Source organism: Dyella sp. Tek66A03 (assembly GCF_052567735.1).
In genome coordinates, this window is record NZ_CP199584.1 from 2,355,749 (window position 1) to 2,382,220 (window position 26,472).

28 protein-coding genes and 1 pseudogene are annotated in these 26,472 nt (G+C 61.0%); 12 read left to right on the forward strand and 17 right to left on the reverse strand.

Annotated features, from left to right (window positions below; genetic code table 11):
- Positions 1-48: 48 nt before the first annotated feature.
- Positions 49-1,176, reverse strand: coding sequence for an efflux RND transporter periplasmic adaptor subunit (locus tag ACT01B_RS10350; protein WP_445147264.1), 1,128 nt, complete (start codon positions 1,174-1,176; stop codon positions 49-51).
- A gap of 122 nt (positions 1,177-1,298) precedes the next feature.
- Here ACT01B_RS10350 and ACT01B_RS10355 point away from each other — a divergent pair, with 122 nt between their 5' ends.
- Positions 1,299-1,907 (forward strand): TetR/AcrR family transcriptional regulator, encoded by a 609-nt coding sequence (locus ACT01B_RS10355; RefSeq protein ID WP_445147265.1) that lies wholly within the window; start codon positions 1,299-1,301, stop codon positions 1,905-1,907.
- A gap of 141 nt (positions 1,908-2,048) precedes the next feature.
- On the opposite strand, the gene ACT01B_RS10360 is transcribed toward ACT01B_RS10355, so the two are convergent.
- Both ACT01B_RS10360 and ACT01B_RS10365 read right to left on the reverse strand, forming a co-directional pair.
- Entirely contained in the window at positions 2,049-2,345 is a 297-nt protein-coding gene (locus ACT01B_RS10360; RefSeq protein WP_445147266.1) for a YciI family protein, read from the reverse strand.
- A 58-nt stretch (positions 2,346-2,403) separates the two neighbouring features.
- Positions 2,404-2,862 carry a GFA family protein gene (locus ACT01B_RS10365; protein ID WP_445147267.1) on the reverse strand — a complete coding sequence of 153 codons (459 nt, stop codon included), beginning with the start codon at positions 2,860-2,862 and terminating at the stop codon, positions 2,404-2,406.
- Positions 2,863-2,937: 75 nt separating this feature from the next.
- Between ACT01B_RS10365 and ACT01B_RS10370 the strand changes: the two are divergent.
- Positions 2,938-3,294: pseudogene (locus ACT01B_RS10370) on the forward strand (ATP-binding protein); the annotation flags it as partial.
- A 371-nt stretch (positions 3,295-3,665) separates the two neighbouring features.
- On the opposite strand, the gene ACT01B_RS10375 reads toward ACT01B_RS10370, so the two are convergent.
- From ACT01B_RS10375 to ACT01B_RS10395, 5 genes are read right to left on the reverse strand one after another with little or no spacing between them, the layout of a single operon-like run.
- On the reverse strand, positions 3,666-4,523 hold the full coding sequence (locus tag ACT01B_RS10375; protein WP_445147268.1) for a cyclic nucleotide-binding domain-containing protein: 858 nt from the start codon (positions 4,521-4,523) through the stop codon (positions 3,666-3,668).
- Entirely contained in the window at positions 4,520-5,149 is a 630-nt protein-coding gene (locus ACT01B_RS10380; RefSeq protein ID WP_445147466.1) for a PqiC family protein, read from the reverse strand. Before ACT01B_RS10380 ends, ACT01B_RS10375 begins: the two co-directional genes overlap by 4 nt.
- Positions 5,149-6,825, reverse strand: coding sequence for a PqiB family protein (locus ACT01B_RS10385; protein ID WP_445147269.1), 1,677 nt, complete (start codon positions 6,823-6,825; stop codon positions 5,149-5,151). The genes ACT01B_RS10380 and ACT01B_RS10385 overlap by 1 nt, the downstream gene beginning before the upstream one ends.
- Positions 6,803-7,444 (reverse strand): paraquat-inducible protein A, encoded by a 642-nt coding sequence (locus tag ACT01B_RS10390; RefSeq protein WP_445147270.1) that lies wholly within the window; start codon positions 7,442-7,444, stop codon positions 6,803-6,805. The genes ACT01B_RS10385 and ACT01B_RS10390 overlap by 23 nt, the downstream gene beginning before the upstream one ends.
- Positions 7,441-8,067 (reverse strand): paraquat-inducible protein A, encoded by a 627-nt coding sequence (locus tag ACT01B_RS10395; RefSeq protein WP_445147271.1) that lies wholly within the window; start codon positions 8,065-8,067, stop codon positions 7,441-7,443. The genes ACT01B_RS10390 and ACT01B_RS10395 overlap by 4 nt, the downstream gene beginning before the upstream one ends.
- A gap of 163 nt (positions 8,068-8,230) precedes the next feature.
- Between ACT01B_RS10395 and ACT01B_RS10400 the strand changes: the two genes are divergently transcribed.
- From ACT01B_RS10400 to ACT01B_RS10420, 5 genes are all read left to right on the forward strand, one after another.
- A complete protein-coding gene (locus tag ACT01B_RS10400) occupies positions 8,231-8,935 on the forward strand; it encodes a TetR/AcrR family transcriptional regulator (protein WP_445147272.1) in 705 nt (234 codons plus the stop codon).
- Between the two features lie 264 nt (positions 8,936-9,199).
- Positions 9,200-9,781, forward strand: a complete 582-nt coding sequence (locus ACT01B_RS10405) for an HdeD family acid-resistance protein (RefSeq protein WP_445147273.1) — start codon at positions 9,200-9,202, stop codon at positions 9,779-9,781.
- Positions 9,782-9,867: 86 nt separating this feature from the next.
- Positions 9,868-10,725, forward strand: a complete 858-nt coding sequence (locus ACT01B_RS10410) for an alpha/beta fold hydrolase (protein ID WP_445147274.1) — start codon at positions 9,868-9,870, stop codon at positions 10,723-10,725.
- On the forward strand, positions 10,722-11,006 hold the full coding sequence (locus tag ACT01B_RS10415) for a hypothetical protein (RefSeq protein WP_445147275.1): 285 nt from the start codon (positions 10,722-10,724) through the stop codon (positions 11,004-11,006). Before ACT01B_RS10410 ends, ACT01B_RS10415 begins: the two co-directional genes overlap by 4 nt.
- A gap of 158 nt (positions 11,007-11,164) precedes the next feature.
- Positions 11,165-12,061: an alpha/beta hydrolase gene (locus ACT01B_RS10420; protein ID WP_445147276.1), complete on the forward strand. Its 897-nt coding sequence runs from the start codon at positions 11,165-11,167 to the stop codon at positions 12,059-12,061.
- Between the two features lie 308 nt (positions 12,062-12,369).
- Here the strand turns inward: ACT01B_RS10420 and ACT01B_RS10425 are convergent, their stop codons facing one another.
- Positions 12,370-13,974: a GMC oxidoreductase gene (locus tag ACT01B_RS10425; RefSeq protein WP_445147277.1), complete on the reverse strand. Its 1,605-nt coding sequence runs from the start codon at positions 13,972-13,974 to the stop codon at positions 12,370-12,372.
- A gap of 182 nt (positions 13,975-14,156) precedes the next feature.
- On the opposite strand from ACT01B_RS10425, the gene ACT01B_RS10430 reads away from it, so the two are divergent.
- The 4 genes from ACT01B_RS10430 to ACT01B_RS10445 all read left to right on the forward strand — a co-directional run bounded on the left by ACT01B_RS10430 (position 14,157) and on the right by ACT01B_RS10445 (position 17,514).
- Positions 14,157-15,002: an alpha/beta fold hydrolase gene (locus ACT01B_RS10430; RefSeq protein ID WP_445147278.1), complete on the forward strand. Its 846-nt coding sequence runs from the start codon at positions 14,157-14,159 to the stop codon at positions 15,000-15,002.
- A 78-nt stretch (positions 15,003-15,080) separates the two neighbouring features.
- Positions 15,081-15,479, forward strand: a complete 399-nt coding sequence (locus ACT01B_RS10435; RefSeq protein WP_445147279.1) for a hypothetical protein — start codon at positions 15,081-15,083, stop codon at positions 15,477-15,479.
- A gap of 51 nt (positions 15,480-15,530) precedes the next feature.
- The gene (locus tag ACT01B_RS10440; protein WP_445147280.1) at positions 15,531-16,145 is read left to right on the forward strand and encodes a winged helix-turn-helix transcriptional regulator; all 615 of its coding nucleotides are present in this window, start codon (positions 15,531-15,533) and stop codon (positions 16,143-16,145) included.
- A gap of 103 nt (positions 16,146-16,248) precedes the next feature.
- A complete protein-coding gene (locus ACT01B_RS10445; RefSeq protein WP_445147281.1) occupies positions 16,249-17,514 on the forward strand; it encodes an NADH:flavin oxidoreductase/NADH oxidase family protein in 1,266 nt (421 codons plus the stop codon).
- 145 nt (positions 17,515-17,659) lie between these two features.
- On the opposite strand, the gene ACT01B_RS10450 is transcribed toward ACT01B_RS10445, so the two are convergent.
- From ACT01B_RS10450 to ACT01B_RS10470, 5 genes are read right to left on the reverse strand one after another with little or no spacing between them, the layout of a single operon-like run.
- Positions 17,660-19,315, reverse strand: coding sequence for an FAD-dependent oxidoreductase (locus tag ACT01B_RS10450; RefSeq protein WP_445147282.1), 1,656 nt, complete (start codon positions 19,313-19,315; stop codon positions 17,660-17,662).
- On the reverse strand, positions 19,312-20,163 hold the full coding sequence (locus ACT01B_RS10455; RefSeq protein ID WP_445147283.1) for an SDR family oxidoreductase: 852 nt from the start codon (positions 20,161-20,163) through the stop codon (positions 19,312-19,314). The genes ACT01B_RS10450 and ACT01B_RS10455 overlap by 4 nt, the downstream gene beginning before the upstream one ends.
- A gap of 40 nt (positions 20,164-20,203) precedes the next feature.
- Positions 20,204-21,664, reverse strand: a complete 1,461-nt coding sequence (locus ACT01B_RS10460; RefSeq protein ID WP_445147284.1) for a class I adenylate-forming enzyme family protein — start codon at positions 21,662-21,664, stop codon at positions 20,204-20,206.
- 40 nt (positions 21,665-21,704) lie between these two features.
- Entirely contained in the window at positions 21,705-22,631 is a 927-nt protein-coding gene (locus tag ACT01B_RS10465) for an alpha/beta hydrolase (protein ID WP_445147285.1), read from the reverse strand.
- Positions 22,628-23,605, reverse strand: a complete 978-nt coding sequence (locus ACT01B_RS10470; protein ID WP_445147286.1) for an enoyl-CoA hydratase/isomerase family protein — start codon at positions 23,603-23,605, stop codon at positions 22,628-22,630. The genes ACT01B_RS10465 and ACT01B_RS10470 overlap by 4 nt, the downstream gene beginning before the upstream one ends.
- A gap of 130 nt (positions 23,606-23,735) precedes the next feature.
- Here ACT01B_RS10470 and ACT01B_RS10475 point away from each other — a divergent pair, with 130 nt between their 5' ends.
- Positions 23,736-24,467: a TetR/AcrR family transcriptional regulator gene (locus ACT01B_RS10475; RefSeq protein WP_445147287.1), complete on the forward strand. Its 732-nt coding sequence runs from the start codon at positions 23,736-23,738 to the stop codon at positions 24,465-24,467.
- Positions 24,468-24,484: 17 nt separating this feature from the next.
- Here the strand turns inward: ACT01B_RS10475 and ACT01B_RS10480 are convergent, their stop codons facing one another.
- The 3 genes from ACT01B_RS10480 to ACT01B_RS10490 form a co-directional block, all read right to left on the reverse strand.
- Positions 24,485-24,913 (reverse strand): EamA family transporter, encoded by a 429-nt coding sequence (locus ACT01B_RS10480; RefSeq protein ID WP_445147288.1) that lies wholly within the window; start codon positions 24,911-24,913, stop codon positions 24,485-24,487.
- A gap of 91 nt (positions 24,914-25,004) precedes the next feature.
- Entirely contained in the window at positions 25,005-25,424 is a 420-nt protein-coding gene (locus ACT01B_RS10485) for a PaaI family thioesterase (RefSeq protein WP_445147289.1), read from the reverse strand.
- Positions 25,425-25,600: 176 nt separating this feature from the next.
- A complete protein-coding gene (locus ACT01B_RS10490) occupies positions 25,601-26,458 on the reverse strand; it encodes an alpha/beta fold hydrolase (protein WP_445147290.1) in 858 nt (285 codons plus the stop codon).
- Between the last annotated feature and the right edge of the window lie 14 nt (positions 26,459-26,472).

Consider the following 26,472-nt stretch of genomic DNA (forward strand, 5'->3'; position numbering starts at 1 on the left):
GTCGATGCCGCAGGGTCCACGCCGAGAGGTTGAAACGGCCTTCGTCGCTCACGGCGCGTCCTCCGGATGCGGCGGTGCAATCAGCGTCACTTTCTCGCCCGCGCTCACCGTATGCACGCCCTGCATGACCACCATCTCGCCCGGTTTCAGGCCCGTGCCGATCAGCACGTCGCGCTCGTCGTAGCGCAGCACGGTCACCGGCCGCAGTTCGAGCGTGGCGTCGGCCCGAAGCACCCACACCGCCGGCTTCTCGCCTTGGTGGAATAGGGCGGTAGCCGGCAGCCGCACGCCGTGCACCGCCGTGCGGGCGGACAGCGCCACCTGGGCGGTCATGCCCAGCGGCAGGTTCTGTCCGGCAGCATCCAGTGCGAGCTTCACGCGGTAGGTGCGTGCCTGGGGATCCGCGGCCGGCGACAGATCACGCACCTGCGCGGCGTAGGTCTTGCCCGGCATCGCCGGCAGCGTCACGGTGGCCGTCTGCCCCACCGAAACATTCGCAATGCGATCTTCCGGCACGTCGATGTAGATGTCCCGCTCGCCCGACCAAGCAAAGCCGAACACCGGCTGGCCGGCCGAGAGCACCTGACCTACCTCGGCCTGTTCGCTGGTGATCCGGCCGTCGCGATCGGCAATCAGCTGGGTATAGCGCGACTGGTTCTGCGCCAGCGCCAGCTGCTCGCGGGCCTGGTCACGTGCCGCAAGTGCCGCGGCATAGGCGTCGTGTGTCTGGTCGAGCTGCAGCCGGCTGATCAGGTCGGCCTTCGCCTGCGCCTGGTCGCGGTCGCGCTGCTGGGTGGCGAACGTCAGCCGATGTTCGGCGGCCTGCAGCGCTGCATGGGCGGAGGCTTCGTTGCGGGTAGCGTCGGTGTCGTCCAGCTGCGCCAGTACCTGACCCTTCTTCACCACGTTGCCCAGATGCGCCTCGCGCGCCACCAGTTGCCCGGCCAGGCGGAACGACAGCGGCATCTCGTAACGGGCATGCACCTCGCCGGGAAAGCGCACCGGCTCGGCACTGCTGGCAGCCTGCGCCGTCATCGCGATGACCGGGCGTGCCACCTCGGCCGTGGGCGCCTGATGGGCGCAAGCGGACAGCAGCGCCAATGCCAGCGGCGCCATCAACAGCCGCGCCCAACGGCGCACCGGCCCGGCGGGCGAGGGGGAAAGTCGATCGTTCACAAACCACTCCTGCAACGGCGCACGCGCCTCATGAATACGTGCATGCATAGTAATACACATATGTATCGGCATTCAATATTGTATTCAGATGCGCAAGCCGAGAGCTGTGCTAGCATGCCGCCATGCCACGCAAACGAATGACCCGCGAAGAAAGCCGTGACCTGACCCGCGAGCGCCTGCTCGAGTCCGGGGCGGTGACCATTGCCAAGAAGGGTCTGGCCGGCAGCAGCGTGGAAGACATCGCGTCCCACGCCGGTTACACCCGTGGCGCGTTCTACTCGAACTTCGACAGCAAGAACGACCTGTTCATCGAGTTGCTCAAGCGCGACCACCAGGACATCCAGGCCAGCCTGCAGAACATCCTCGACGCGGACCTGCCAAAAGCGGACCTGCAGGCCCAGCTCTCGGCGTTCTATGCCCAGGCCTATTGCGGCGACACCAGTTTTGCGCTCTGGGCCGAGGCCCGCGTCTGCGCACTGCGCGACGCGAAGTTCCGCATTCGCTTCAACGCCCTGCTGCTGGAAAAGCGCGAGACCATCGGCTACTTCATCGAGCAGTTCTGCAGGTCGCTGGGCAAGGATCTTTCTATCCCGGCCCGCAATCTCGCCTTCGGCACCATGGCTCTGATCGACGGTGTGCGGTTCTTCAGCACCTGCCTGCCGAAAGACCTGCCGGATGAGCAGGCGCAGACGCTGCTGAGCACCATTTTCGCGTCCATCTTCTTCGACTGAAGCATCGACATTCGCGACGGCTCAGACTGCCCGGGACGCTGACCCGCCCCGGCTCGCAATTGCCAAGACCGATGGCGCTCGATGAGCAGGGCCCGGCCCACCAGGATGGGGGCCTGGACGTCGCGTCGTCGAGGCTTGCCGTCAGCCGCGCGCCTTCAGCTGGAGCATGGGGAAATGCTCGTAATGGCCATTGCCCGCCTGGACGATCGGGTCCTGTGCCGTCAGCGCGGTGATGTCCTGATCGTCCTGAATCTGCCAGATTGCCACGCCGTAGCTGCCGGCGGGATCCATTACCGGCCCGTGGGCAACGATCTGGCCTTGTTCCAGATGGTCGCTCAGCCAGGCGCTGTGCTGCTGCATCTGCTCGGCTTCCTGTGCTGTCATCGTAGGCAGGAAATCGGCACGCGGCGGTACCCACTTGGTAAGAAAAGCTTTCATCTTGATTCTCCTTGGATGGAAACGGGTGGCGGATGGTCGGGGTATCGGCAGCCGATGCCTAGAAGCCCATGATGGTTTTGGTGATGGCAAACTGGCTTGGCCAGTAGTGCGAATATTTGGGCAGGTTGTCCGCAACGTCGGTCACGCGACGGTTGTAGAAAACGTGTGCCTTCACCGGCGGAAGCAGAGCCTGTTCGACGAAGTTCTTCGACGGCACGAACACCAGCTTCAACGGTCCCGCACCCATCGTCTCCATCGCCGGCTTGCCGCATCTTGCGCAGCGAGTGCGGTTGAGATTCGGCGGGAGTCGGTACTTCTTGTGGATGAGCCCGTCGGTGCCCTTCATTTCAATCTGATGCGCCATCAGCACTGATACGTCGGAGAACGCCTCACCGGTAAAGTCCTGGCAGAACAGGCAGTGGCACACGAAGCGCGCGGCTGGTGCCTTGGTGGTTTCAAACGAGAAGGTGCCGCAGGAGCAACTGCCGTGGAGAGGTGTGTGGTTGTGCTGGGCCATGGTTTCCGCCTCTGAGTTGGGAAGCTGCCGCGCTCAGCGCAGCACGAAGCCGAGGATGCGTTCGGCCATCTTGCCGGACGGCTCGCGAACCAGTTGATGCACCTCGATCTGGTGATCCTCGATGAGCTGGGCTACCTGCCGTTCTCGCAAGCTGGTGGTGCCTTGCTGTTCCACCTTCTCTCCAGGCTCTACGAGCACACCAGCGTGATCATCACGACCAACCTGGTGTTCGCCGAGTGGGCCAACGTCTTCATCGACGCCAAGCTCACCACCGCGCTGCTCGACCGCCTCACGCATCACTGCCACATCGTCGAGACCGGCAACGACTCCTATCGGTTCCGCCAGAGCAGTCGCCAGGCCAAGGCACGCATCAAGTCACGGGAGCAGGCCAAGGAGCACACTAGCAAGGAGGGCATCGACCCGTCTCTCTGATTCGACCTCAACCAACGCTACACTCAGACCACGCCGGGGGAGCTTTCCCTCGGCCTCCATCCCTGGTCAATTTTCAACGCGCAGAGATGGTCAGTTTTCAGCGAGCGCCAACAGGGAGCCTCAATTCCGCGGGCTCGCAGTGAACAATAACTTGCGAAATCAGACCGCGGGGCCGCTGATCGACTGGTGCCAATCGTGGACAATTTGCGAAGTTTGGCACGAACGTCTGGATGGCTATACGCTCAAAGCTATAGCCTGTCATCGATCTCAACTACCGGATAGTCACTCCGACGTCCCCCCGCTACTGAAAGCGGGGGGACGTCGCACGGAGTCTCGACATGACTAAGGCCAACAAGAAGCGATGTGAAACCTCAAATCGCCTCGGCACCACGCGGCAATCGGCTATGACCGCTACTACACATAGACTCGAGAAGGTCGGGCCGAAGGACATGAATCGTTCTGCGGTTCACCGTGAGGATGCCGGCGGCTTCCATCCGGCTGAACAGGCGGCTGACGGTTTCGATGACCAGGCCGAGATAGCTGGCGATCTCGCTGCGAGTCATGGGGAGTGTGAGATTGGTCGGGTCCCGCGACAGACGTCCGTAGCGATCGGCAAGGCTGTGCAAGAAGATCGCCAGTCGCTCCTGGGCCTGCTGTTTGCCCATCATGACCAGATGGCGCTGCTCTGCCACCACCTCACGACTGATAATCCGCATCAATTGGCGATAGAGGGCGGGAACTTGCTGCACGACATGTTGGAGTTGCTCATAAGGCAGCTCGCAGATGCTGGTGCGCTCTAGCGCCTGCGCGCTGCAGAGGTGATGATCACCGGTGAGCGCGTCCATGCCGACAATCTCCCCCGGGAGATGGAATCCGAGCATCTGGAGATCGCCATCCTGGCTCTCGACAAAGGTCTTCAGCGACCCGGCGCGAACCACGTATAGGGCATGAAATGTGTCGCCCTGGCGAAACAATGTGTCGCCACGATGGATTGTGCGCCTATCGCGCACAGCGGCATCCAGCCGCATCAGGTCGCTATCGTCGATGCCCGTCGGCAGGCACAGCTCGTGCAGCGCGCAGTCGCCACAACTGCGCCGCAGCTGATTGAGATCGAGAACGGCAGTGCCATTCTTCGTCGGGACTAACGGCTTTGTATCGCGAAGAGGTGTCCGGCACAGGTGGGCTGACTTAACATCACTGACGTTTGACGGATGTGACCGCCGGCTCATCGATCAGTCTCCTGTATCGGGCAAACGGAGCGTCGCGAGGTGAACCAACCAGGTGCGGCGGTAGCCATCTGCGCGGCCAGTGCTGCAATGGCCTGCTGATGGCTGCGAACAAGACTCGCGTCGTCGTCACCGGCCACTGTCTCACGCAAGCGGCTACGACATAGCAGCCGCTTGCCGGCTGGGTCGCCGGCGATCCCCATACTCCAGTCCGCATCGATCAAGGCATATTGCCCCGGTACGGATTCGAATCGGCGCACTTCCATTTTTATCCGAAGCACTGGCTTGCCGATGGGGCTGACTATGCCGGCGACGTCTTGCGCACCGAGCCGCTCGACCAGCTCCGCGGACAGCGCTGCGCGCAGTTCGTCATTCAGAGGTGCGGCCCAGCGTTCGTGGTCGAGCATGGCGATGCCTTCCGTACCTTGGCGCACGACCAACTGTGGCTGGTCGACTTGGGCGGGGATGTCGATCGGCAACACGTCGACGAGGTAGGGCGCGTCCGGTTGCGCTGCGCCGTTGCGATCGTGCGGTGGCGCAAGCAGCGTGTAGTAGTGCGTTGGTGCGGAAGCGCATGCCGCCAGCGCTAGGCCAACGCTAGCCGTGAAGATTTGACGTTTCACGCGCATCATCGCGATGGCCCCTGTGGGCTTGTAGAGTTATTGGGAGCGGGCCTCGTGGCAGTCTTCGGGTCGGCTTGCAGACTGCGAATCAACGCTTCGGGATGCCGTCCGATCAGATCGGTGAGTGCGCGTAGCGACTGCATAGTGCGCCGCATTTCCTGCATGACTGGCCCCAGGCTCTGCTGTAGTGGCCCGTCCTCGGACAACGCACTGTTGGCCGTTCCGAAAGTTCGCCGCGCTTCCTGCATGGTGCGCTTGGACTCAGGTAGCAGATCGCCGTTGACCTGCTTGAGCGTCTTGTTTAATTCGACCAGGTCGCCGTCGAGGTTGCGGCCGATGGAGTCGAACGGAATCTTCTGCACCTTGTCGACGATGCTAGCCAACTGCTCCTGCAACTTGTCCAAGCTGCCGCCGACCGTAGGCATGATCAGCGGTCTTGCGTTGACGTCGAAATCGACTTTGGGTGTGTTAGGCACGATGTCGAGCGCGATGTAAAGCTGACCAGTCAGCAAGTTACCGGTGTGCGCCTGGGCACGAAGGCCCTGCGCAACCATCCCGTGCAGGAACTGGGCGGCTTGCTGTTGTTTGTCGCCGCTAAGTTGGGGGAGTTTTTCGAGAACGTGCCCGAGACGCTGCGGATAGACGACGGTCTCGACAATCACTGGGAAGCGCTGCTTGGCCGCATCGTAGTCGAGCTCGACTGAGATGACCTTGCCGATCGTGATGCCGAAGAACTCGACCGGTGCATCCACCGTCAGTCCGCGCAGCGATTGTTCGAAGCGCATCTGAATGTATTGTGGCGGTCCGTCCGGTGCGGCCATCGCTGTTTGCTGATCTTTGGTGAGGACAAACTGCGCGTGCTCCGGTGCCGGGGTGCTTTCGCTTCCATAGGGTGTGGCGAAAGCAATCCCGCCGGCGACGACGGTCGTCAGCGACTGGGTATGGAGCTTGAGGCCGTCGGCGCCCAGCGACACGTCGACGCCACTGGCATTCCAGAAGCGTGTGTCCTGGGTGACGAAACGATCAGTGGGCGCGTCGACGAACACTTGCAGGCTTACGCCGCGGCCGTCGTCATCGAGTTGGTACGACGCGACCCGGCCGACTTGGATGCGGCGGTAGTACACCGGCGAGCCGATATCGAGTGATCCGAGGTCATCGCTATGCAATACGAAGGTCCTCCCCGGGGTGCCGTTGATGACGGTGGGAGGAGCCTCCAGGCCACTGAAATGCTCACGCGCTTTGCGGGATTTTCCTGTATCCACGCCGATGTACGCGCCAGAGATCACGGTATCGATGCCTGACACGCCACCGAGACCAAAGCGCGGGCGCACCACCCAGAATCGTGTGTCGTCCCGGGCGAGGCTCTCCGCACTTTTATCGAGCGCGACCGTGGCGACGATGTGCGAATGATCGTCGCTCAAGGCAATTGCAGAGACGGTGCCGATCGCCACGTCTTTGTACTTGACCGGGGTCTTGCCGGCCTCAAGGCCCGCTGCAGTCAGAAAGCTGATGGTGATCTTCGGACCTGCCGATAATCGGGCTTGAATGAGCATGGATACGCCAATGAGGGCGGCGACCAGAGGGACGACCCAGACCAGCGAAACTCGCCAGCGTCGATACGTAATTAAAGGGTCGCGCGGCTCAAGGGCGCCATTTTTATCAGGCGTCTGATTCATCATCATCCTCGTTATCCCAGATCAGGCGGGGTTCGAAACTCATAGCGGACAGCATGGTGAGGATCACCGCCATGCCGAAGAAGAAAATACCCACACGCGGCTCGACGCTGCTCAGTGCCTTGAACTGCACTAGCGCGGCCACCAAAGCCACTACGAGTACGTCAAGCATCGACCAGTAGCCGATGATCTCGACCATGCGATAGAGGCGGGCGCGTTCGCGTCGAGCCCAACGGCTGCGTCGGTGGACGCTTACCAGAAGCACGCCGAGAACCAGAAACTTGGTACACGGCACGGCCACGCTGGCGATGAAAATGAGTAGGGCGATATCCCAAGCGCCGCTGTGCCAAAACTCCACGACGCCCGCCATGATGGTGCTGTCGCCGCCGCTGCCGAACATGTCGGTATGCATCACTGGCAACACATTGGCTGGTATGTAGAAGATCAGGCCCGCGAGTAATAGTGACCAGGCCCGCGCAAGGCTTTCTGGCTTGCGCCGATGCAGCGGCGATCCGCAGCGTGGGCAGACCGCATGTAGATCGCTGTCGTCCAGCACGTCTTCGCAGACGAGTCGACAGGTGTGGCAGCCAATCACGCTGAGCTGGCGCGCGCGCGGCGGCACGCTCACGGGCGTCCCGCGGTAATGCGCTCGTCGTCGTGCAGTTCCCACAACCCGTGGAGGTCGCGACTCGCGATGATCGCGATCAGCACCGTGAGCGCTGCCGTGGCCCAGATGCCGATACCGGGCATCACGTCGAGATAGCCGGACAACTTGACGATGGCCACCAGGGCGCCAAGCAGGCAGACCTCGACCATGCTCCACGGACGTAGCGCGTTGAGCGCCTTCATCGCCGTAGTAAAAGCCGGTGCACGCCGGCCCATCCGCGCGAATACCAGCACCCACCCCAGCAACGCGATCTGCAGGAAGGGCGCCACGATGATCGACAGCGCGGCAGGCACGGCGATCGGTGCTGCCGCGCCGTGCGCCAGCGCCACGACGGACTGCCACAGCGTAGCCTCGTTGTGCAGGCCCTGCAGACTGATCCGGATAATCGGATAGCTATTGGCCAGCGTAAACACGATGGCCGCCGCGACCGTCAACGCCAGCCACTGATCGATATTGAGCCGGCCGGCCCGGTACAGCACCGCCCCGCAGCATTCGCAGTGCGCTATGTCGCCCCGCACTAGTGCGCGCCGCAGGTACACGCCATCGCAGTGCTCGCAAACAATCCAGGTAGGAAAGGTCTTCATGCCGTCACTCGGTTTCGTGGCGTTCTGGGCCAAGCTGAGGCGAGTCCGGCTTCCTACCGTCACCCTCAAACTAGTGGATATGCTCCAATTATAGACTAGACGGGCGGCTCTATTTTGTACAGAATTCAGACATCGGAACTCAGCTGAAGAAGCAGAGATCGCCATGGCGACGGATCAACCATTAAAAGTAGTAGGTGAGAAAGTCGCCCCATCCAGTGAGGCGCTGCCCGCGCGCGAGCCGCAGCAGGCTCGTGGGCGCAGGCGTGTAGAGGCGATCCTGGATGCGGCAGCGGCAATCGTCATCACTGATGGGCTCGCGAGTCTGACGATGCACCGCATAACTCGCCGGGCGAAAACGTCCATTGGCTCGATGTATCACTTCTTTCCCGACCGCGAGAGCGTGTTGCGCGCGCTCATGGAACGGCACATCCATGCGATTCGAGCGATCACCGAGCGACTGGATGCCTTACCCCGCGACAGCTGGGAGCTGGCCACGCCGCAGGCCGTCATCGACCTTCTGTTGATGCCTTACCTGGAGTACCTGTGGAAGCACAAAGACTTCACACCGGTCTCATTTGCAGTGCAGATGTTTGAAGACACGGCAGACGTTACCAATCTTCTAAAGAAGATACTTGCCATCCGTTTACCGAGTACCTCAACCATCGCCCAGGAAGACTTTGCGTCAGTTCTTTACTCCATGGGAGCCGGCATGCTGCATATTGGGGCACACATTGATTCACCTAGGTCCGACGTGTTGATCAGGGAAACGCCTAGGGCGCTGGCGGCCTATCTGGCGCTCATTGAGGCAGACGAGAATCAGAGGTCAACCAGGAGTGGGCGGTCGTCTAGGCATCCACAGGTCAAGTAGATGGCTTCGGCATCTTCTGCATCTGTGTGGTTCTGTGCACAGCCGCAAGCAGTCAGTGATGCACTGCTGAAGTTCCTTCAATCTTTGAGAGCGATCATGCGGCGCGACTAGCCCTGGTGGGCGGACTCAGGCCTGCGCACGCAGCGGAGCGCTATCGTACTTCGGCGTAAACCGTCCGACATGTTGCGAGCCTAGGGAGAGGGCCACAACCCTCTCCCTTCTTCACAATACGACAGGAGTGGTCGCGACGCCTTTTCATCCTCCATGGGGAGAGATTCCATTAGCCATGAGGAACGTCCGACCCTATCCGGTGAATTGGTGGCGATCGGTCGCAGTTGGTGGGTGCTGCTGCCGTACGGCGTATTTGCCGTGGCCTTCGGCATCCTCGCCATCGCTTCGCCGCTCACCGCCGCCGCGTTGGCTTGGGCCGTCGGCGTCATGGCGCTGGCCGAAGGCATCATCGGTGTGTTCGCCTTGTTCGATCGATACGTTGCCGTCTCCGAGGGCTGGCTGGTGTTCTATGAGTTGGCGTCGATCGCGTTCGGTCTTCTGGCGATCATCAATCCGCTGGCCACTGCCAGCATGCTGCTGCTTCTCCTGGCGGCGTGGATGATCGCCGGCGGCATCTATCGCATCGTTTTCGCCATCCGCGTACGCAACGAGGTCCGGGGCGAATGGCTGATCATCCTCAGCGGTGCACTGGGCATTTTGCTGGGCATGCTGTTCGCGCTCAGCCCTTTGAGCGGGATCGTGGTCGCCACGCTGTGGATCGGTGTGGGCGCGCTGTTCTTCGGGGCATTGCAGATCGTGGCTGCATTCCGCATCCGCAAGTTCAAGCCCGTCTGAGCGAGCGGTTCATGTAGGCGCGCAGCAGGTTCATTTGACCATCAGTTAATACAACACCAACCAATGCACAGATTAGGAGTGCGTGTATGGGCAGCATTGCAGGACGCGCAGCAACTACGCCTACCAACTATGTCGAGGTGGGGAATGTTCGCTATGCATACAGAGCGCTCGGCCCCGCCGATCCCGTTGACAAAACACCTGTTCTGTTCCTCCAACGCTTCAGAGGCACGCTAGACGACTGGGATCCGGGCTTTGTCGATGCATTGGCCAAAACTCGCCACGTCATTCTGTTCAGCGATCAGGAAATCGGCACCTCGACTGGAACAGCCTCAAAGAGCGTGGATGAAAAGGCCCGCAATGCTGCAGATTTCGCGAGGGCACTGTGCCTTTCAGCCATCGATGTGCTCGGGTTTTCCATGGGGGGATTCATTGCACAGGCGATTGCGATCAATGAGCCAGCGCTCGTGCGCAAGGTGATCATTATCGGTGCGGCGGGAGGGGGCAATCCCGAAGCGGCACCGCCGACGGATATCGATTTCGAGATCGCCCTTCATCCTGAATATACGTTCGAAGATGTCCGCTACCTCTTTTTCACTGCAGGACGTGGTGAGGAAACGCAGGCCTATCTCGACCGGTGCGCCACGCGTACTTCTGACCAGGAACCGCCGGTAACGCCGGGCGTGATCGGCAAGTCAGTGGCACTGATCGGCGACTTCATAAATGGGAAGACCAGTCATTTCAAGAAGCTGAAGGACCTCCACCAACCCACGCTGATCGTTTCCGGCGACAAGGATCCGTTCATCCCCTTCAAGAATATCCGGACACTGTTTCGCGAACTCCCCAATGCTCAGTTGCTGACTTATCCCAATTCCGGACATGGGCCGCATCAGCAACACCCCGACGAGGTGGCCGAAAAGATCGAGTACTTCTTGTCCAGGTCATGATCCTCTCGCCCAAAGGCGTCTATGTCCAGGCCGTGCTCCGTGCGGCAACCCACACCGAGATCTGGGAGCGCGCGGGCATTGGCGTCAATACGCTGCCAGCGGTGATGGAAGTGGGCGAGCTGGTCGATGCTGCGCTGGTCGGCATCGATCGCCGTGAGCTCTTGACGATCCTCCCACTGCACGACGTCGCGCGCTGGGAAGCCCAGGAGACAGCGCGGTTAGGCCTGCTTTCGCGCATCAGGCAAGCACATGCTGCAGAGCGTTATCAGGTAGTCGCCTGAGAAACGCCATAAGAGCACCGTCGCCGACGACAACGCATGAGCGTCTGCGCGCGCTTGAGCCCGAACGGAGCCAGCAACTTCTTTGGCAGGGTTTTCGTTACGGATGCTGCGAGGCGAGATAATTTCTGGCGCGCGTCAGCTTATTTGAGAGAAGCTCCATGTTCGAAGACTTTGGATTGCATCGGATCGCCGTTGGGGAAGTGGAAATCGCCTGCATCGCAGCAGGCGAAGGCGAACCACTACTGCTGCTCCACGGTTTTCCACAGACCATGGCGCTCTGGGCACAAATTGCACCGGCACTGGTCACCCGGGGCTACCGGGTAGTCTGCGCCGATTTGCGCGGTTATGGCGCGTCGGACAAGCCGCCCGCCCGGCAAGACCTGACGAACTATGGCTTCCGCGCCATGGCGCGGGATCAGTTGGAACTCATGCGTGCGCTTGGGCACGAACGGTTCCATCTCGTCGGTCATGATCGTGGCGCACGGACCGCGCATCGGCTGGCACTCGACCATCCTGGTGCAGTGGCGAGCGTCACACTGATGGACATCGTGCCGACAGCGGTGATGCTGACCGATCTGCGCATGGAGGTCGCGCACAGCTACTGGCACTGGTTCTTCCTGGCCCAACCGGCCCCCTTTCCCGAGCGGATAATCCAGGCCGACCCCGATTTCTTTTTCGAGACCTGCCTCTTCGGATGGGGCGCGGCGGGGCCAGAAGATTTCGACGCACGGCAACTCGCGGCCTACCGTGAGTCCTGGCGCGATGCCGCGACGATCGCGGGGTTTTGCAACGACTATCGAGCGACGCTGGCCGTCGATCTGGCGGACGATCTGGCCGACCAGGGGCGGCGTATCGCAGCCCCCGTGCAGATCCTCTATGGCGCATCGGGAGTGATGGCACGGCACTACGACCTGCCCGCCACCTGGACGGACCGTTGTACGACCCTAGAGGCCGCGACGATTCCTGGCGGGCATTTCTTCCCCGATTCGGCACCGGGCGAAGTCGTTGAGCACGTGTCTGCGTTCCTGGCACGCCATCCAATGGGTTCGGCGTAGCGTTCCATTCGCACAGGTTGAGCAGCCCCGAAAAGCGGCACCGTTTTTTACTGGCCGTTCACGCCGAGGTTCGCCGGCGGTCGGCCCTGACTTCCCTACGGGGATCAAACTCAACTCAGCCAACTTCCAGCGCGGAGGATTCACCAGACCTGCAATGGCGCGACAGCCCTCAGAGCGACCGTCTGATCGAGACGGGCATCCCAATGGCTGTGGGCCGACGTCAAGGCAGTGTTGAAGATCGTTTGGGGAACATTTTGTACGCGGCGGATGCCCATGCGTGGGTGATGCTGATCGTAGGTAACCGGAGACTACGCGGGCTTCTCTGGAACATGCGACATCGCGCATTCGGCCAGCGCCGTGATGGTGAGGCTGGGGTTGACGCCCAAATTGGCGCTGAGCATGGAACCATCGCATATGAGCATGTTCTGGTATCCGAAAACGCGGTTTCGTACATCCATCACGCCGTGTTCGGGAGAGTCCGCCATGGCACAGCCACCCATGCAGTGCGCCGTCGTTGGAATGTTGAAGAGGATCTCGGTCAAAAAGGTGGTCGCGATGCCGCCCAGTGCCTTGGCCCCTTTTTCTGCGAACGCATTCGCCTCTGGGATGAACGTGGGGATGGGGCCGCCCTCCGTTATCAACCGCGTTCCAAACGGCCAATACCAACGACGCTTCATCCGCATATTGAGATGTTCATCCACCGTCTGCATGACCAGTAGCAACATGGTTTGACGTGCAAAGCCGAAGGGGTTGTGCACCCGCAAGGCTTGTAGCGGATGCCTGAGCAGCGTCAGTAGCCAGACAAGAATGCGGTTCCAGCCAGCACGGCCTCCACTCAGCACCGTCATCATCAGCCCGATGGCATCCGATCCTTCCGGGTAGCGCACGACGCCGATATGGGTGCGCTCATCTAGGTGAATGCTGGCACCGCCAGCCAGCCCGGGCGACATGCTCTTGTCTTTGGCTGGAAAACGCACGCCAATGAGAGATTCTGCGTTGGTGCGCACGCGCTGGCCCAAGTCGTTGCTGATCCGCGGCAATGAGCCCTTTTGCCTGAGTCTGAACAACAACTCCATGGTTCCAAGCGAAGAGGCCGCAAAGACAACACCACGGCTACGAAAGACATGTCGCTTCTTGTTGAACCAGGCCGTCGAACACTCCGTGTGGATTTCATAGCCATCGCTGCCGTCTGGTTTGCCGTTCAATGGACGGACGTCCACCACCCTGGTCTCCGCAAAGACTTTCGCCCCCCGCTTTTCCGCGAGGAAGAGATAGTTTTTGTCGAGCGTGTTCTTGGCATTGTGCCGGCACCCCATCATGCAACCTCCGCACCCCACGCAGGTTCCACGATCCGGGCCTTCACCGCCGAAATACGGGTCAGGATAGGTCTTGCCCCCCGTCTCGCCATCGGGCGCAAAAAAGGTCGCTACCGGCGGTGGACGAAAAGTATGTGCGGTGCCATGCAATTCCGCCATTTTCCTGAGCCGCAGATCCGCCTCACCCAAAATCCTTCCCTCGGTCACCCCCAGCATCTTCTCTGCCGTGGCGTAGTGCTGCGGCATGATTTGCTTCCAGTCGGCCAGGCCTGCCCAAGGGCCCTCGTCCCAGACTTTGTCTGCTGGCCTGAGCAGGGTGTTGGCGTAGGTGATGGAGCCGCCACCGACCGCATTGCCGCTGACAACCATCACGTGGCGAAACAGACGCATGTTGTAGAAGCCGAACATTTTCAGCCCGGGTCGCCACATCCAGCGACGCGCATCCCAATTGGTCGTGGGAAAGTCCTCCGCTTTCCAGCGGCGCCCCATCTCCATCACACCAACGGAATAGCCCTTTTCCGTCAGACGGTGGGCAGACACGCTCCCGCCGAAGCCGGAACCAATGACGATGTAATCGAAATCGTAAGTCGGTTTCATCTTGAGTTCCCGGATTTAGAAGCGGCATTGGAGGGTCTTGAACACTTGGTCCAATGCTTTGACTATACGTTTCATATTGCGTGCGAACAATATGAAGCGTATAGTTAAACGATGGCGTTGGTTTGAGCTGAAAGTTGACACGGCGCTGGCACGAGGAACCGATCCGCTTATGAGGCAAGCACATGACCGAACTTCATCAAACCGTCCAGACCCGATTCATTGATGTCGACGGAGAACACTTTGCCTATCGCCGATGGGGCAATACCAGCACCGACCAGCCGCCTTTGTTTTTCCTCCAGCACTTCCGCGGGGGCATGGATCACTGGGATCCCCTGATGACGGATGGCTTGGCCGAAAGCCGGGAAGTCATTCTCTACAACGGTCGCGGTGTCGCCTCGTCATCCGGCAAGCCTCGCAACCGGATTGAGGATATGGCGGATGACGCAGCTGCCTTCATCCGCACACTTGGCTTGGCGAAAGTTGATGTTCTAGGTTTTTCGCTGGGTGGCTTTCAGGCGCTGGATTTGACCTGGCGTCACCCCGAGCTTGTTCGCAAGCTCATGCTGCTGGGTACCGGCCCTCGTGGCGGCAACCCGGATATGGAGCCAGGTGTGCTGGCGGCCGCGCCACGACCGATACCTGTCTTCGAAGACTTCCAGTATCTGTTTTTCGGTCGATCAGAGGCCGCCGAACAGGCAGCCCGTGAATTCTGGCAGCGTCGTCACCAGCGTGCCGATCAAGACCCGCCTTCTTCACCGGAGGTCGCAAAGGCGCAAATCGAGGCGAACATGCTGTATCTGCCTAGGTTGTCGGAAGAGGATCCCTTTGCCTACCTGCGGGGTATCAAGCAACCCACCTTCATCCTGAACGGGGTGAATGACGTGATGGTCGCGACCGTCAATTCTTTCTATATGGCCAGAAACATTCCGAATGCCCAGTTGTTCATCTATCCGGATTGTGGTCATGCCGCGCAGTTCCAATGCCCACAGCGTTTCCTGGAGCACGCCGTTCAATTCCTGAGCGAGTGACAGATCTCACGAACTCCCAGGTCGGAATCTTCACTCGAAGAATCGGCTTCATGATCAGCCTCATAAAGGCCGCCCGCCATGCTCAAGTTCAAACTCCTGTTGTGGGTCTTCGCACAACTGCTGAAAAAGCAGATCAAAAAAAATCCAGTCTGCGCCAGGTACATCGAAGGCAAGGATCTGACTTTTCAAATCCGCACAAACGCCGGCACCGGCCGCTACTTTGTCATCCGGGGCGGAGCCATCCGATCCTTTGCCGGATTGACTGCGGACCCTCAATTCACCTTGAGTTTTCAAGATGCCGCCAAGGGGTTCGAGATCCTGTCGGCAAAAGATAGCCAAGCTGCCTTTCTGAGAGGCCTGGGCAGTAAAGACCTGGTCATCAGTGGTGACTTTCTGGAAGTGATGTGGTTCCAGGGGCTAACGGGTTTTTTGCAGCCCTCCAAAGTCATATGCGCCTATGATCGCACCGCCTTCTAAACGAGTGACTACGGCCTTATGCAGAACAAGACGTACGGTCAGCTTTGTCCGATGGCCCGGGCACTGGACATCTTGGGCGAGCGGTGGACGCTGCTCCTGATCCGTGAACTCCTGCTGGGGCCCAAGCGGTTCAAGGATCTGCTGACTGTCCTGCCCGCGATGGGTACCAATCGACTGTCCACACGCCTCGCTCTTCTGGTGGAGGGCGGTGTCGTGCAATCGACTTCGCAGCCGGCACCCGCTTACGAATTGACGGGTTTCGGCGAACAACTGCGAAAGCCGATGATTGCGCTTGGACTCTGGGGCCTGCATCTGCCGGAGGACGTGCGAGTCGATCCTGCCACAGCGCGCGCGGAGCTCATTGCGCTTTGTCTTGCAGGTTCGAGCAATCCGGCTGCAAGCACAGGCCTGCAGGCGTTGTACGAGTTCCATGTGGGAGCGGAAGTCTTCCACATCCAGGTCAGCGATGGAGAGGCGTTGGCGCGCTCCGGTCCGAGTGCAGCGCCCGCCGACGTCACCATTCAATGCGATATGGAAACGTTCATGGCCCTTGCACTGCGCCAGATCACGCCTGCATCTGCCCTCCGCGAAGGGCGGGCAACCCTGCTTCAAGGGCAGAGAAAGACATTCCTGCAAGTGTTCAAAGTACTCGAATACAGGCCTTGAACCGTGTCGCCTCGATTGCCTTCGGCGTCATGCGGGCAGGAGTCCGAGCGACATCGCCAGTATCCGCTTCAACTTCAAGCAAGCATCCCTCAGGGAATCCGTCATGCCCCAGCAATCTCTTGAAACAAACCTGTTGAATCAGCCCTTGCGGTTGTCCAACGGTAGCCTGCTCCGGAATCGCCTCGCCAAAGCGTCAATGAGCGAGACGTTGGGCACCTACGACAATCGCCCGACTTTGGAGCTCGTCGAGTTGTACCGCCGTTGGGCTGCCTCGGGCCTCGGACTCATATTCACAGGCAACGTCATGATCGACCGACGAGCGCTTGGCGAGCCGGGCAATGTGGTGATCGAGGATGAAGCAGATCTGCTTGTGTTGCAGAAGTGGGCGCGTGCGGCAACCAATGAGGGCGCGGCTATCTGGGTTCAGCTCAACCATCCTGGCAAGCAGTCGACCAAGGGCTTGAATGTCAGCAATCTCGCCCCGTCGGCCGTTCCATTCCGCGAGGATATGGCCGCGTTCTTCGAGACCCCGCGCGAAGCCACCACGGCCGAGATCCAGGACATTATCGAACGATTCGGGCGCAGTGCGGCCATCTGCAAGAAGGCCGGGTTCAGCGGCGTGGAAATCCACGGAGCGCATGGCTATTTGGTCAGTCAGTTTTTGTCGCCGCATCACAATCGGCGCAACGATGAATGGGGCGGAAGCCCCGAAAAGCGGCGCCGCTTCGTACTGGCCGTTTACGCCGAGATTCGCCGACAGGTTGGCCCCGACTTTCCGGTGGGGGTCAAGCTCAATTCCGCCGACTTCCAGCGCGGGGGATTCACTGAAGAGGAATCGCTGGCGACAATCCACGCCCTGGTTGACGCGGGCATCGATCTGATCGAGATCTCGGGAGGCACCTACGAAGCCCCGGCTATGAGCGGTACGCTCCAGGAATCGAAGAAGGCATCCACCGTGGCGCGCGAAGCCTACTTCCTCGAGTTTGCCGAGAAAGTGCGGGCTTCGGTGCGAGTGCCACTGATGGTCACCGGCGGTTTCCGCAGTGCCGCCGGCATGAACGCCGCATTGCGCTCCGGAGCGCTGGATGTCATTGGTCTCGCACGGTTGCTGGCGATCGATCCCGATGCGCCTGTCGCCCTGCTGCTAGGGCGCGACAGCAAGCAACAGGTACGCCCCATCACTACGGGCATTAAACCGGTTGACCGCATGGGGTTGATGGAAATCCTCTGGTACACGTCGCAACTCAAGCGAGTCGCGAAGGGTGGTGAGCCACGTCCCAACGAGAGTGGCCTTTCGGCATTCCTGAAGTCGGTAGTAAAGAGCGGCTGGGGCACCTATCGCACGCGACGCCTACGAGCGCGCGGTTAAATGCCGAAGGTTGTGGATGTGAAACGCGTTGCTGCGTTCCTGGCACACCGTCCACTCGGAACGGCGTGGCGGTGCATTCGCACAGGGTGAGCAAGATATGCCAATGCGCGACGAACAGTGAGATGGCAGGTGATGCCGCGTCGGATCAGCCGATGTCTGAGGTTGGCGAAAGCGCCACAGGCGACCAGTCGGCTGCGGGAATCTGCACCATAGCGTACTCGGCGAGCGCTGTGATGGTCAGCGCAGGATTGACCCCTGGATTGGCCGGCATGGCGGCACCGTCGCAGATCAACATGTTTTGGTAGCCAAACACCCGTAGATTCCGATCAATTACGCCGCTTGAGGCATCGGCGCCGATAACAGCACCGCCCAACACATGGGCAGTGGTTGGGATATCGGCTAGCGCTTCCATGACATTGCTTTGGGCGATGCCCCCCGTGCGCTGGGCCAGCCACCGAGTTGCCTGATTAGCCACTTCGATATATGTCGGGTTTGGCTTGTCGCGATTCTGCTCGGTGACCAGGCGGTAGCCGCGCCCCAACCAACGTCTCCTTGGTCGCAGCGCGATTGCGTTGTCCAGCGTCTGCATCACCAGCAAAGTCACCATGTGCCGACTCCAGCCCGCCGGCCACAACGTCCTGAGCCAATGCAACGGGTGCAATACGATGTTGGTCAGCCAATTCAATGGCCGTGTCAGGCGGCTCCCTTTTCCGACCAGAACGGTGTACATCAGGCCCATGAGGTCGGCGTTGCGGCCGTAGGTGAGAAACTCGATCTGAGTATTGTCGTCGACGCGCACGCTGCTGCTAGCCGTGACATCGTTCCAGGTCTTCAGATCCTCGGGCAGCCGCACATTCAGCACTGACTCGCTGTTGGTGCGCACCAGCTCACCAAGACGGTCGCTGACCCGGGGCAGCGAGCCGCCCAGCTTGCAGTTGGCCAGCAGCTCGTTGGTCCCCAGGGTCCCGCCCGCGAACACCACGCCGCGCGCGGTATGGACCTGGCGGTCCGGGCAGGCGAATAGGGCGCCGGGCCGCTGCGTGACCACGCGGTAGCCCTCGCTGCCATCGGCCGCGCCCAGCGGACGCACATCGACCACCTCGCGTTCAGCCATGATCTGCACGCCGAGCCGCTCTGCGAACCACAGGTAGTTCTTCACCAGCGAATTCACCGCTCCAACGCGGCAACCCACCATGCAGGCGCCGCAGCGGGTGCAGCCGGTGCGATCGGGGCCTTCGCCCCCGAAATAGGGATCCTTGACCGTCTCGCCCGGCTCGCCGAAGAAAACCCCGGTTGGAGAGAGAATAAAGCCGTGCTCCTTCCCGAAGTGCCGCGCCATTTCCCGCGCCAATCCCTGATTGGTCGAGTCGAACGGCACGGTCCGCGCACCCAGCATGCGCTCGGCCACCTCGTAGTGCGGCTGCAGCCGCCGCTCCCAGTCGCCGAGTTCACGCCACTGCGCGTGGTCGAAGAATCTTGGGCGGGCACGGTACAGCACGCCACCATAGACGGTGCTGCCACCACCGACTGCAGACTGGCTGGGGAAGAACACATGACGAAACACCCGCATGCGCATGACCCCCTTCAGGCCGAGCACGGGCGCCCACAGAAACTTGTGCAGTTGCCAGGCCGACTTGGGCAAATCTTCATCGCGGTAGCGCCGGCCGCGCTCGATCACCCCCACCCGGTATCCCTTCTCGGCTAGGCGCAGTGCTGAGACGCTGCCGCCGAAGCCCGAGCCGATCACCAGCCAATCAAAGTCGAATGCGCTGCTTATCAAAATGGAATCCCCCTTGCTCATTGCGCCAGATACCGGACGACCCAGCGGGTGAGTGCGGACGGTCCCAGACGCGCCCCGAGCGACAGCAGCCAGGCTTGCACGCCGACCGTCCAATGCGTCTTGTGGATGCGTTGCCTAGCCGTGGCGCAAGCCCACACGGTGGCGGCGACATCGGCCGGCGTGAGCCGGATGCCCAACGAGTGAGCGCTGGGAATACGCCCATAGTCATCGGCCATCGCGGTCTGCACGAAGCTAGGCCAGATATCGTTCACGCGAATACCGAATTTGCGCCATTCGAGATCGAGCCCTTCGGTGAATCCACGCACGGCGAACTTGGTCGCCGAGTAGGTCGCCAGCTGCGGCTGGCCATAGATCGCGGTGGCCGAGGCCATATTGATCACCTGGGAGCGCGGTGTGCGCGCCAGGTACGGGAAGGCGCTGTGGCAACCGGTGATCATCCCTCGAACGTTCACAGCAAGCATCGCATCGTGCCTGGCCAGAGGAACGGTTTCGAACGATCCGGTGAAGAGAATGCCCGCGTTGTTGAGCAGCAGGTCGAGCCGCTGGCCGCTTTGCGCCCAGAATTCCGCGAGTGCCCGCTGCCATGCCTCGGGATCGCTCACGTCGAGTACGCCAGCGATGGTGTGGCCTTCACCCAGACCCGCGCCGACCGCGGCGACACCGTCCACGTTGACATCGTAGAGGCCCACGAACCAACCGCGCCGTGCGAACAACTCGGCGCAGGCACGACCGATGCCCGACGCGGCGCCCGTAATGAAGATCGCTCGCCGCCCCGTGGGAGAGGCCGATCCATCCGGATTGGGGACGGTTGGACGAGCCTGCCTCTCAAGGATATGCGGTTTCATCATGAGGCTCACATGGATGCGGCTGAGGGATGGCGGCGCAGGCTCACGGACTCTGCAAAGTCCACAGGTCCCTTAGCTTCGGCTTGTCGATCTTGCCCACGGCGTTCTTCGGCAGGCTTTCGATGAGGTTGATCGTCGCCGGCCGTTTGTAACGCGTGAGCCGTTCGGCGCAGTGCTCTTCGAGTGCAACCGGCGTACCCGCAAAGCCGGGTCGCAACGCGACGTAGGCGATGACGATTTCGCCAAGCGTTTTGTGCGGAGCTCCGATCACGGCCGCTTCAAGCACCCCGGGGAACGCATACAACACATCCTCGATTTCCTTGGGATAGATGTTCTCGCCACCGCGGATGATCATCTCCTTCAGGCGCCCGACGATCGACAGATAGCCATCTTCGTCGATACGCCCCAAGTCGCCGGTGTGCAGCCAGCCGTCGATAAGGGTCTTCGCCGTTTCCTCAGGTTTGCGCAGGTAACCGCGCATGACGTTGGGCCCTTGCACCAGCACTTCACCCGTTGCTCCCTGGGGCAGATGCATGCCGTGCAGATCGGCGATCGCAATGCGCTGGCCCGCGAGAGGCAGGCCGACGGTGCCAGCCTTGCGCGGGCCGCCAATGGGATTAATGGTTGAACCGCAGGTGCCTTCGGACAACCCATAGGCTTCGACCAATGGAAAACCGTAGCGGGCTTCGAATTCCATAAGTAGCTCAGCCGACGCAGGCGCCGCGCCGCAGATGCCGTACCGCAGGCTGGACGTGTCGGGTTGGACTGCGACTGGCAAGGCGTTGAGCAGGACGTAGATCGTCGGCACGGCGGAAAAGTACGTCGGTCGAAGCTGCTTGACGTCGGCGAAGAATGTGTCGATGTCGAACCGCTTCCTGATCGTGACGCGCCCGCCAGCGGACAGTGGCGTCAGGATGCTGACAACAATGCCGTTGACGTGAAACAGCGGCAGCACCAGCAGGCAGTGGTCCGTGACTGTGACCTTGAGCGACTGCCGCCCCATGTCAATCATGGCCTCGATATTGGCGTGATCGAGCATCACGCCCTTGGGCAAGCCGGTGGTGCCGCTGGTGTAGATCAGCAGCGCCAACGCGGCCGGCTCATCGAACGGCGCATCGGCATGGTTCGGCCCCTCTTGCAGTGCGGCAACAGGCACGGTGCGTATGTCGGCGACCACGGTCTCGCCAAGGTCGTTGATGAGCAACTTCGATCCGGAGTCGATGATCTGATGACTGGCTTCCTTGCTGTTGAGGCCGGGATTGATCGGGGTCACCGCCGCCCCCAGACGCCAGGCGGCGAACATCGCCACTACGAACTCCACTTGGTTGGGCAGCATGATGGCCACGACATCTCCCGACCTGATACCCAGGTCCGCAAACGCGCCGGCCGCCGCGAGGACACGGGAGTGGAACTCTCTGTTGGACAAGGTGGTGGTGGCATCCGCAATGCATGGTGCATCCGGTGCCGCTACCGCGCGCATGTCTGGAAGCATGGAGAAGCGCATGGTTGTTCTCTATGAAAATACGGGTAAATGAACGCTCAGATCAGGTCACCGAGGATCCAAGCAGGTGCGTCGTCAGAAACCGGGTCTGATCCGACACAAGTTGTTCGAAGGCTTCACCCATGTAGAACTCGAAGTGTCCGGCGGCATAGCGCTTGATCTCGCCCAGCGGCGCCCGGCGCGCCATGGCGATGGTTTGCTCTGGCGGCGTCACCGAGTCCGTGTCGCTGACGCAGAACAGGATCGGCAACGTCACCTTGGCCGCAGCCCGCCCAGGTCGATACGCGACGATTTCCGGGAGCACCCGCGCCGCCACGTGATTGACGAATGTCATTCCGGGCGGCATCAGGGCCAGATAGCCGGGCAGGGCATCAGGGGCATTCATCAGGGCTGGCTGGCCCGGTGCTGCCGCAATGGGGACCATCACCGGTGGTCGTCCAAGCAGCTTGGCCATGAAGTCGCACAGGATGACCGGTGTGACCTGCAGCGTTCCCTTCATGCCCAGTGCAGCGGCAGAAGCCATGCCGTCGGTAAATGGGCATTGGCTGACGGCGGCCAGCAGCTCGGGGTGCCGGCTGGCCACCGTGATCGCATGGCCACCGCCAAACGAACTTCCCCAGACGGCGATGCGGCGGCCGTCCACCTCAGCGCAGCCTTTGACGAAGCCGAGTGCCGCGTCCCAGTCCGCCAACTGGCGCTTCACGGACATCAGCTGCCGGGGCTCACCACCACTGTCGCCGAAGTAGCGATAGGTAAATGCGAGGGTCGCCATGCCTGCGGCGGCGAATCGTTCCGAGAAGGCGTCCAGACGCATCTCGCGAATCGCGCCCAGGCCGTGACCAAGCACGACCACGGGCGGCTTTTCCACACCGACCGGCAAGTGGAGCCATGCCGAACAGTAGCTTTCGCCCGAGTCGAAGCGAACGTCGCGGCGGGTGATTGCATAGAAGGCTTGCGTCGTGCCGCTCATTTTTCAGCTTTCCGATTCTGCAAGGGAAAGGAACCGCGCTCGAGCGCTTCCGCATAAATGGCCGGGTCGTACAGCGGCAGATCGCCGTCGCGCGCAGTGCGCTCGAGGTATTCCAGCATCAGCGTCTGGGCCGTTTCGGTAGGCGAGATCTTGATGAACTCAGTGCGCTCCATGTGCAGGCCTTCATCGAGCGTCGCCGAACCACCGAAGTAGGCGGCGCGCTTGATCGCCTCCCTGGCGCCGCGGGGGCGGGAGCCCAGGTAGCGGGCCTGCTCGATGGCGCGTTCGAGCAGCTTCTCCGGTGCGACCACCTCGTCGATGTAGCCAATTTCCAACGCCCTTGCTGGCGATACAGGCCGTCCCTCAAGCATGAGTAAAAGGGCGCGGTGGGTACCGACCAGTCGCGTCAATCGCTGCGTGCCACCGCCGCCGGGATTGATGCCGAGAAGAATTTCCGGCTGCCCGATGAAGAAGTCACCATCGGCCATCAGGCGAACGTCGCAGGCCTGCGCGAACTCGCTGCCCAATCCGAGCGCAGATCCATTCAGGGCCGCCACGAAAATGACCCCGCAGCGGTTCATCCGCAAAAACGTGTCGTGAAGCTCGTCCAGCTGCATCCCCCCGTCTAGCGGCGTCAGGGAGGCAAGAGCCTCAAGCCCCGGTGTTCCACGAACCGCCTTCGAGATTCGGGCGACCGCAGATGCGGCCTTGCGACCGAGCTTCGGAATGCTCGCGCCACCTTCCTGCAGCCAACGCACGTCGGCATGACCGATGAACCGCCCAGAGTGAGTGCCGGTGAACACCACGGCATCGATGCTGGCATCGGACTCCACCTTGTCCAGCAGTGCTGCAAGCTCTTCGGCCATTGCTAGACCCATCAGTCCGTGCGGGCCTCCCTGCAGCCGCACGACTAGTATGGAGCCGTGGATTTCCACCTCAAGGCAGTGTTCGAGCGGCGCATGTGTCTTGGTCATCACTAGGGGCCTTTTGTGATGGGCGTGGAGAGCTGATCTGCGTCGTCCGCGTTTATGGTTGCTGGCGCCACGCCGATGGAAATAACAGTGTTATAGTGCGAACATAACGCTGTTATGAAAGGAATGCAAGATGCCGACTGAGAAGACTCCGCCCGACATCCGCTCCCGCCTGGTTGAGGCGACGATCCGTCTGCTGGCGACCCACGGGCCGTCCGAGGTCAAGGCCCGTTCGGTGTCGAGCGAAGCAGGCCTGTCGACGATGGGGGTCTACTCGTACTTTGGCGGGGTGCCCGAACTTCTTCACGCGGTGGCTGCCGAGGGATTCGAGCGGGAGGCTGCTGTCTTCGGGCAGATCGCCCACACCGAGGACCCGATGACCGATCTATGCGCGATGGCATTGGCATGCTGGGACTTCGCACGAAGTAATCCGCATCTGTACGACTTGATGTTCGGCCTTTCGATTTACGGCCGGTATAACCCCTCACGGGGCGAAGCCGCGCCGGACGTGCGTGAACGCTCGCTGGCGTTCGAGGCGGTCTATGCGTATCTGGTCCGGGAGTGCGCCCGCCTGGTGGATACCCGATGCGTCCGCAAGATCGATCCCGATCTCATCGCCGTCCAATTGTGGAGCGCCCTGCATGGATTCATCATGCTCGAACTGAGCAATTACTTTGGTGGAGCGGCTGACCCTTCATCCGACATCCTTATGCCGATGTGCGTGAACCTGGTCGTCGGGCTCGGTGCGAAGCGGGAAAAAGCGGAGGCTTCCGCAGCCAATGCCATGGCTGCATGGGCAGGATTACAGCAAGTTCGTCCGGCAGCGAAGCGAAGCAGGAAGCCAAGGAAAGCAGGCACGAAATAAGGGGCAGTATCAAATATTCACTTCGTCATCGAGAAAATGCTTGCGACGGCCATGCCGACACCCAGAACCTTGCGCGGCAATAGTGGCTCGGGCAGAAACATGACGCCGAGCATCGAACCACCGACGATAAACATACCGTAGATCGGTACTACGCTACTTGCAGGACCGAGAGACAATGCTCGAAATAGCGATGCCACCGCAATGGTGAGCGCCACGCCTGCCGCATAACTCCACAGGGCGCTGAGACTGAGGAAGTCACTTGCTGCCAGATTCCGGAAATCACCATGCAGTAGTGAAATCGATACAGCCGCAACTGCGACAATCACAGTCGCGATGGCCAAGACAAGATAATTTGGAAAGTTTCCACTTCGGGTTGCGAGCTTTGCAAAAAGCGTGACTGCGGAATAGCCAGTCATTCCGATCAGTGCCCAGGAGATGTAACCCATGACGGCTCGTTGCCTCTCTGAGTAAATCCAAAATACCTGGCGTTTCATCTATCTTGCGCATGATGGATCGTGCAGCCGCGCTGATAAGCTGTTACACGCTTTTCCTTACATAGAGCACGATTTGTGTGCATCGGAACAGCGCGATGGTTTTACCTGACTCGCGGTGGGTCACCGTGGCGTCCCACACTTGCGTCGTCTTTCCCAGGTGTGCGGCGGTGGCAATGCATTCGATCGTTCCCTCGGTCGCGGTGCCGAGGTGGTTGGACTTCAACTCCACCGTGGTGAAACCCGAGGCCCCCTCCGGTAGGTTCGCCACGCAACCGTAGCCTGCCGACGTATCGGCGAGCGCGATGACGCTTGCTGCGTGAAGGAAGCCGTTCGGCGCCATGAGCGACGAATGCACGGGCAGCTCCGAACGGACTTCGGACGGGCCGACGTGCGTAATGACGATGCCGAGGAGGCCGGGCAGGTGATCGACGCCGATCCGGTTGAAGTGGCTCGGTGTATACATGGATGGTCGACCTCGTAGGTGCGTTGTGCCGGGAGGCGGGAGGCGGGACGAACATTAGGAAGACCAGCGCCGCCGTGTATCAGACCGCGATGAAGGTGCTTAATCTGCTAGACACCGACTGCGTCGCGATATCCCGGCACGGGAACGTTCTGATCTTTAACGAGGAGAACACTCAATCAGCGCGAAAGAAACGAGAGTGCCCTTGGCACGAAGCTGGCATGGAACTGAAACACGGCGCCGTGTCCCGAATCGGGATAAATGATGAGTTCGCTCTTAGGAAGGCGCTGTGCAAGATTGCGCGTGTTCTTGCTTGGAACCATGCGATCACTGTCGCCATTCGCGACGAGCACGGGATGGTGCACCTTTGACAGGTCCGCGGGTTTCTTCGCGCCCCACCGGCGCAGCGCTTTCAACTGGGCCTGCAGCACTGCCACCGTGACCTCCTTGTCACGGTTCTCGGAGCGTTCTTTCAATCGCTCCAGAAACTCTTTGCCCGCACGGATTCCCACAGGCGTCCTGGTGAAGAACAGGAATTGCTTCGGGTCCTGGCGGGTGAGCCAGCCTCGGATCATGTCGATGTACGTCACGCGGGCTACCGTGCTGATGCCTTCGCCGCCAGCGGGGCCTGTCCCGGTGATGATCATTTTGCGCACGAGTTGAGGCTCCATCAGCACGATCTCCTGCGCAATCATCCCGCCCATCGAGAACCCGAAGAGATCGACCCGTTCCAGCCCCATGGCCTTGATGAAGGTGATGGCATCTTTGGCCATCTCCTCCATCGACGCCGCAGGCTTGCCAGTGGACGCGCCGACACCCCGGTTGTCGAACGTGACCACGCGATGCTTCGCCGCGAAACCGTCGACGACTCGGGGATCCCAGTTGTCCAACACGGCGGCTAGGTGGGCGAGGAACACCACCGGCGTGCCAGGATTGTCCGTCCCAAGTTCGCGGTAGGCGAACTGCACGCCACCTGCCGTGATCGTCGCCGTTGGTACGTTCTTCCAGGTCACTTTGGATTTCTGCGGCGCGTTCATGTGGCTCTACCTTC

Bases quoted from the DNA above. Each gene is read 5' to 3' on its own strand.
- ACT01B_RS10405 (WP_445147273.1), top strand. From the start codon at position 9,200: ATGGGGAGAGATTCCATTAGCCATGAGGAACGTCCGACCCTATCCGGT.
- ACT01B_RS10365 (WP_445147267.1), bottom strand. From the start codon at position 2,862: ATGGCCCAGCACAACCACACACCTCTCCACGGCAGTTGCTCCTGCGGC.
- ACT01B_RS10465 (WP_445147285.1), bottom strand. From the start codon at position 22,631: ATGAGCGGCACGACGCAAGCCTTCTATGCAATCACCCGCCGCGACGTT.
- ACT01B_RS10460 (WP_445147284.1), bottom strand. From the start codon at position 21,664: ATGCGCTTCTCCATGCTTCCAGACATGCGCGCGGTAGCGGCACCGGAT.
- ACT01B_RS10430 (WP_445147278.1), top strand. From the start codon at position 14,157: ATGACCGAACTTCATCAAACCGTCCAGACCCGATTCATTGATGTCGAC.
- ACT01B_RS10400 (WP_445147272.1), top strand. From the start codon at position 8,231: ATGGCGACGGATCAACCATTAAAAGTAGTAGGTGAGAAAGTCGCCCCA.
- ACT01B_RS10480 (WP_445147288.1), bottom strand. From the start codon at position 24,913: ATGGGTTACATCTCCTGGGCACTGATCGGAATGACTGGCTATTCCGCA.
- ACT01B_RS10410 (WP_445147274.1), top strand. From the start codon at position 9,868: ATGGGCAGCATTGCAGGACGCGCAGCAACTACGCCTACCAACTATGTC.
- ACT01B_RS10385 (WP_445147269.1), bottom strand. From the start codon at position 6,825: ATGATGATGAATCAGACGCCTGATAAAAATGGCGCCCTTGAGCCGCGC.
- ACT01B_RS10440 (WP_445147280.1), top strand. From the start codon at position 15,531: ATGGCCCGGGCACTGGACATCTTGGGCGAGCGGTGGACGCTGCTCCTG.
- ACT01B_RS10355 (WP_445147265.1), top strand. From the start codon at position 1,299: ATGCCACGCAAACGAATGACCCGCGAAGAAAGCCGTGACCTGACCCGC.
- ACT01B_RS10425 (WP_445147277.1), bottom strand. From the start codon at position 13,974: ATGAAACCGACTTACGATTTCGATTACATCGTCATTGGTTCCGGCTTC.
- ACT01B_RS10420 (WP_445147276.1), top strand. From the start codon at position 11,165: ATGTTCGAAGACTTTGGATTGCATCGGATCGCCGTTGGGGAAGTGGAA.
- ACT01B_RS10445 (WP_445147281.1), top strand. From the start codon at position 16,249: ATGCCCCAGCAATCTCTTGAAACAAACCTGTTGAATCAGCCCTTGCGG.
- ACT01B_RS10360 (WP_445147266.1), bottom strand. From the start codon at position 2,345: ATGAAAGCTTTTCTTACCAAGTGGGTACCGCCGCGTGCCGATTTCCTG.
- ACT01B_RS10470 (WP_445147286.1), bottom strand. From the start codon at position 23,605: ATGACCAAGACACATGCGCCGCTCGAACACTGCCTTGAGGTGGAAATC.
- ACT01B_RS10475 (WP_445147287.1), top strand. From the start codon at position 23,736: ATGCCGACTGAGAAGACTCCGCCCGACATCCGCTCCCGCCTGGTTGAG.
- ACT01B_RS10485 (WP_445147289.1), bottom strand. From the start codon at position 25,424: ATGTATACACCGAGCCACTTCAACCGGATCGGCGTCGATCACCTGCCC.
- ACT01B_RS10375 (WP_445147268.1), bottom strand. From the start codon at position 4,523: ATGAGCCGGCGGTCACATCCGTCAAACGTCAGTGATGTTAAGTCAGCC.
- ACT01B_RS10455 (WP_445147283.1), bottom strand. From the start codon at position 20,163: ATGATGAAACCGCATATCCTTGAGAGGCAGGCTCGTCCAACCGTCCCC.
- ACT01B_RS10435 (WP_445147279.1), top strand. From the start codon at position 15,081: ATGCTCAAGTTCAAACTCCTGTTGTGGGTCTTCGCACAACTGCTGAAA.
- ACT01B_RS10450 (WP_445147282.1), bottom strand. From the start codon at position 19,315: ATGAGCAAGGGGGATTCCATTTTGATAAGCAGCGCATTCGACTTTGAT.
- ACT01B_RS10415 (WP_445147275.1), top strand. From the start codon at position 10,722: ATGATCCTCTCGCCCAAAGGCGTCTATGTCCAGGCCGTGCTCCGTGCG.
- ACT01B_RS10380 (WP_445147466.1), bottom strand. From the start codon at position 5,149: ATGCGCGTGAAACGTCAAATCTTCACGGCTAGCGTTGGCCTAGCGCTG.
- ACT01B_RS10490 (WP_445147290.1), bottom strand. From the start codon at position 26,458: ATGAACGCGCCGCAGAAATCCAAAGTGACCTGGAAGAACGTACCAACG.
- ACT01B_RS10395 (WP_445147271.1), bottom strand. From the start codon at position 8,067: ATGAAGACCTTTCCTACCTGGATTGTTTGCGAGCACTGCGATGGCGTG.